We start from the raw sequence: 3,546 nt of genomic DNA on the forward strand, positions 1-3,546 counted from the left end.
GTCAACCTCGAAGGTAGATAGCGTGTATCTAGTCCGCTGGCGGCGCGCCCGAACCTAAGATGCAGGCAGAACAACGACTTAAACCGCATGAACCCGGCTCTGCGTGTCCAGTGACCGCGAAGTCAGGTCAGGCGGTGTTAAGTTTCCCGGCGCCCATTACGTGGGAACCGGAGACCGCGGAGTGTTTTAAGCGCCTTTACGATTCTAGAAGTGAACCTTTGGCCCGGTTGAAAGAACTTGTCAGAGGTGCGCTACAAGCAACAATGCGGTCGACACGTTGTCCGTATTGTTTGATTCAGAAGGGGCGTGTTTTTGATCATTTTCTTGATAAAGCATCGTTTCCTGAATTCTCGATAGAACCGACAAATCTAGTCTACGTATGTTCTGAGTGCAACGAAGAGAAAAATTGGTCTGGTGAGAATGCTGGGACAGACGTTTTGTTTCCATATTTCGCAGGTCTTGATCGCAATGTATTTCTCCAATGCCGGATTGATGTTTTTGGAGATATAATACTCCCAGTATTTTATCTAGAATTTACGGACTGTGAAATAGACTCCGAAATGGCATATCGCATACAGCGTCATTTTGATAAACTTAATCTTAAAGATCGTCTTGAGACAGAATCGATTGAATTTGCAAGGAACTTTGTTACCAAATACAGGTTTAGGGAAGGAAATGTTGACGAATTACAAATATTTAAAGAGTTTTATGAGGAAGAGATTGAACTGAACAGAAAGACCTACGGTCCAAATTTCTTCCTGTGTAGGTTGTACAGGGCTTTAATAGATCATTACCTTGGTGAACTTTAGGCGCGGTGATAAGAATTATGAATGTGATTAAGATGTAAACCGGGGCGTGTCATCAGTAGTTTATGGTTCTCACTCAAACCCCCACCAACCCCGCCGTCTCCTCCGCCTCCGTCGTCACCCGGTTCCGGCCGGCGCTTTTGGCGGCGTAGAGGCTGGTGTCGGCGCGTTTGAGGAGGGTGTCGAGGGGTTCGCCGTAGGCGTAAGTCGCCAGGCCCATGGAGACGGTGACGCGGCCCACCGTCTGGCCGGTCTGGCGGTTGGTCAGGCGGCGGCCGGCGAGGTGGGTGCGCACCCGCTCGCACACCTCGAACCCGGTGGCGAGGTCGGTCGCCGGGAGCAGCAGGGCGAACTCCTCGCCGCCCCAGCGGGCCACCGTGTCGGCCTCGCGCAGTTCCGAGCGCATCGCCGTGGCGTGCCACCAGCCGCCTCTCCGCGCCCCCCACGCCCTTGCATTCCCGGGCGGGCGGCGTTATCACCCGCGCACATCCCACACGCGGGCTTACGCGAGGGGTCGTCGCGGCCGTGGCCTTCGAAGAAGGCGCGGGCGTTGCAACGGCGTCAATCGCTTCCGGTGCCGGGGGCAGGCCGCACGCGGCCGGCCGCCCGGTCGCACCCAGGCCCGCGGAGGAACGAACCGGAAAAAGGACGAACCTGATGGCGCTGCCGACCTTCACCATGCGCCAGCTCTTGGAAGCTGGCGTGCACTTCGGCCACACCACCCGGCGCTGGAACCCCAAGATGGAGCCGTTCATCTATGGGGAGCGCAACGACATCCACATCCTCGACCTGCAGCAGACCGTGCCGCTGCTCTCCCGCGGCCTGGAGGCGGTGCGCAACGTCGTCGCCAACGGCGGCCGCGTGCTCCTGGTCGGCACCAAGCGCCAGGCGAGCGAATACGTCGCCGAGGCCGCGCAGCGCTGCGGGCAGTATTACGTCAACCACCGTTGGCTGGGCGGCATGCTCACCAACTGGAAGACGATCAGCCACTCGATCAAGCGGCTGCGCCAGGTCCAGGAGATCCTGGACGAGGGCGGCGCCGGCCTGACCAAGAAGGAAACGCTCAACCTGACCCGCGAGCGCGACAAGCTGGAGCGCGCGCTGGGCGGCATCAAGGACATGGGCGGCCTGCCGGACCTGATCTTCATCATCGACACCAATAAGGAGCACCTCGCGATCAGCGAGGCGAACAAGCTGGGCATCCCGGTCGCGGCGGTGCTGGACTCGAACTCCGACCCGTACGGCATCACCTATCCGATCCCGGGCAACGACGACGCGCTGCGCGCGATCTCGCTGTACTGCGAACTGGTCGGCGACGCGGTGCTCGACGGCATCTCGGCGGAGATGTCCGCCAGCGGCGACGACCCGGGCGCGGCCGAGACCGCCGGCGAGAAGCTGCCGGAGGAGACCGAGCTGGCCGAGGCCGCGGGCGAGACCGCCCCGGCGGCCGCCGCGGGCGAGGCGTCCGAGCACCCGGCGGGCGAGACGGCCGGGGGCAACACGACCCCGGACGCGACCGGGAGCGAGGGCACCGGTCAGGAGACGGCCCAGGACACGGCCAAAGACACGGCCCAGGACACGGCCAAGTCCGCTTAAGACCGGGGCAGGGCGGATCGCCCTGTAACACGCCCGTGCGCGACAGCCGCCGGGACGCCGTGCTGAGCTCCGCCCGGCGTCCCGGCGGCAGGCGTCCCGGCGCCCGGCGTCCCGAGCGCCAGGCGCGCGCGCCGGGCGGCCGGCATCCAGACCACGCGACAGACGCGACATGTAAGAGACGGAGACGTACGATGGCCCAGATCACGGCCGACCTGGTCCGCCAGCTGCGCGAGCGCACCGGCGCTGGCATGATGGACTGCAAGAAGGCGCTGAACGATACCGACGGCGACATCGACGCCGCGATCGACTGGCTGCGCAAGAAGGGCCTGTCCCAGGCCGCCAAGAAGGCCGGCCGCACCGCCGCCGAGGGCCTGGTCGGCGTGCACGCCGAGGGCACCAAGGGGGCGGCCGTCGAGGTCAACTGCGAGACCGACTTCGTCGCCCGCAACGAGCACTTCCAGCAGTTCGTCGGCGAGCTCGCCAAGCTGGCCTACGACGAGGAGGCGGAGACCGACGCGCTGTTGCAGGCGACCTTCCCGTCGACCGGCCGCACGGTCGCCGACGAGCTGACCCAGCAGATCGCCGGGCTGGGCGAGAACATGAAGATCTCGCGCGCCAAGGTGATGAAGGTCAGCCAGGGCGCGGTCGCCGGCTATGTGCACAACCAGCTGGCCCCGAACCAGGGCAAGATCGGCGTGCTGGTCGCGCTCGAGGCGGGCGCCGGGCCGGACAAGCTGGAGGCGACCGCCAAGCAGATCGCCATGCACGTCGCCGCGGTGAACCCGGCGGCGATCAGCCAGGACCAGATCGACCCCCAGCTGGTCGAGCGCGAGAAGCAGGTCCTGATGGATCAGGCGCGCGAGAGCGGCAAGCCGGAGAACATCATCGAGAAGATGGTGGAAGGCCGGATGCGCAAGTTCTACGAGGAGAACGCGCTCCTCGACCAGACCTTCGTGGTCGACGGCGAAAGCCGGATCGGCGACGTGCTGAACAAGCTGGGCACGGACCTGGGCACCGAGATCACGGTGACCGGCATGGTCCGCTACCAGCTGGGCGAGACGCAGGCCGACGGCGGCGAGCAGTCGGCGGCGTAACCCTCGGCGCGCGGGCGCGCCGCGCCGCGCGACATCCGCCCTGCGTCCGT

At 64.2% G+C, this 3,546-nt stretch carries 3 protein-coding genes and 1 pseudogene; 3 read left to right on the top strand and 1 reads right to left on the bottom strand.

Annotated elements, in window-relative coordinates; genetic code table 11:
- Window positions 1-59 precede the first annotated feature (59 nt).
- Window positions 60-809, top strand: coding sequence for a hypothetical protein (locus CKO28_RS27020; RefSeq protein ID WP_200344512.1), 750 nt, complete (start codon window positions 60-62; stop codon window positions 807-809).
- A gap of 73 nt (window positions 810-882) precedes the next feature.
- Here the strand turns inward: CKO28_RS27020 and CKO28_RS27025 are convergent, their stop codons facing one another.
- Entirely contained in the window at window positions 883-1,212 is a 330-nt protein-coding gene (locus CKO28_RS27025) for a GGDEF domain-containing protein (protein ID WP_200344514.1), read from the bottom strand.
- A 251-nt stretch (window positions 1,213-1,463) separates the two neighbouring features.
- On the opposite strand from CKO28_RS27025, the pseudogene rpsB reads away from it, so the two are divergent.
- Both rpsB and tsf read left to right on the top strand, forming a co-directional pair.
- A pseudogene (gene rpsB, locus CKO28_RS27030) lies at window positions 1,464-2,252 on the top strand (30S ribosomal protein S2); the annotation flags it as partial.
- A gap of 341 nt (window positions 2,253-2,593) precedes the next feature.
- Window positions 2,594-3,496, top strand: a complete 903-nt coding sequence (gene tsf / locus CKO28_RS27035; RefSeq protein ID WP_200344518.1) for a translation elongation factor Ts — start codon at window positions 2,594-2,596, stop codon at window positions 3,494-3,496.
- Window positions 3,497-3,546: the final 50 nt, after the last annotated feature.

It is taken from the genome of Rhodovibrio sodomensis (assembly GCF_016583645.1).
Lineage (GTDB): Bacteria > Pseudomonadota > Alphaproteobacteria > Kiloniellales > Rhodovibrionaceae > Rhodovibrio > Rhodovibrio sodomensis.

Excerpts from the sequence above, each read along its gene's own strand:
- tsf (WP_200344518.1), top strand. The coding sequence starts at position 2,594 with ATGGCCCAGATCACGGCCGACCTGGTCCGCCAGCTGCGCGAGCGCACC.
- CKO28_RS27020 (WP_200344512.1), top strand. The coding sequence starts at position 60 with ATGCAGGCAGAACAACGACTTAAACCGCATGAACCCGGCTCTGCGTGT.
- CKO28_RS27025 (WP_200344514.1), bottom strand. The coding sequence starts at position 1,212 with ATGCGCTCGGAACTGCGCGAGGCCGACACGGTGGCCCGCTGGGGCGGC.